This is a genomic window from Bradyrhizobium cajani (assembly GCF_009759665.1).
Lineage (GTDB): Bacteria > Pseudomonadota > Alphaproteobacteria > Rhizobiales > Xanthobacteraceae > Bradyrhizobium > Bradyrhizobium cajani.
This window is the reverse complement of sequence record NZ_WQNE01000093.1, coordinates 1-1,042: the sequence shown is the minus strand read 5'-3', so window position 1 is coordinate 1,042 and position 1,042 is coordinate 1. Positions and strand designations below refer to the sequence as shown.

Here is a 1,042-nt window from a genome sequence, read left to right as displayed (position 1 = left end):
ACGAGCTGTTCGAGGCGCAGGTGCACAAGGCGCCGGATGCGGTGGCGGTGGTCTGCGATGATGAGCGGCTGAGCTATGGCGAGCTCAATGCGAAGGCCAACCGCCTGGCGCACCACCTGATCGCCCTTGGGGTCAGGCCGGAGGATCGCGTTGCCACCGTGCTGGACCGCTCCGCAGCTCTTGTGGTGGCGCAGCTGGCGATTCTGAAGGCCGGCGGCGTGTATGTACCGATTGGTCGCGCCCTTCCGGTGGCGCGACAAGAATTGTTGATGGCCGATTGTGCTGCCCGCTTGGTGCTTTGCGCTGATGATCTGGTTGAGGCGAGGATACCCGTCCGTGCAATTGAGCCGCTCATAGCTGGAACGGGATGTAGTTCCGATCCTGGGCTGGCGTTGAGCGCTGAAACTGCCGCTTACGTCATGTACACCTCCGGCTCAACTGGCCTTCCCAAAGGAGTTGTTGTTCCTCATCGTGCCGTCAACCGGCTCGTGATCAACAGTGGGTATGTGAAGATCGATGCAGGAGATCGGGTGGCATGGGCCGGCAATCCCGCATTCGACGCAAGCACATTCGAAGTATGGGCACCGCTGCTTAACGGTGGTTGCATTGTTGCCATGCATACCGCCACCGTCAGGGATACTCCCAGTTTTGCGCGAGCGCTTGAACAGCACCGGGTGACGTCACTGTTTCTGACAACAGCATTGTTCAACCAATATACATCATCGATTGCTCCGACGTTGGCGCAACTGAAGCACCTCCTCTGTGGGGGTGAGCGCGGTGATCTTGCCTCATTTCTGAGATTGTTGAAAGAAAAGGGCCCCGTACGTCTCATTCACTGCTACGGGCCCACCGAGACGACGACCTTCGCGACGATCTGGACTTGCCCGGCTGATTTCAATGGGTCGTTGGTCCCGATCGGGCGTCCAATCGCCAACACGCGGGTGTACTTGCTTGATGGCCATGGCGCGCCCGTGCCGTTCGGCGCGGTGGGCGAGCTTTACATTGGCGGGGCGGGGGTGGCACGGGGCTACCTGAACCGCCC

At 60.4% G+C, this 1,042-nt stretch carries 1 protein-coding gene; it reads left to right on the top strand.

Annotated elements, in window-relative coordinates; genetic code table 11:
* Positions 1 to 1,042, top strand: a 1,042-nt coding sequence (locus GPL20_RS38520) for an AMP-binding protein (protein WP_167533397.1), incomplete at both ends; no start/stop codon positions are given.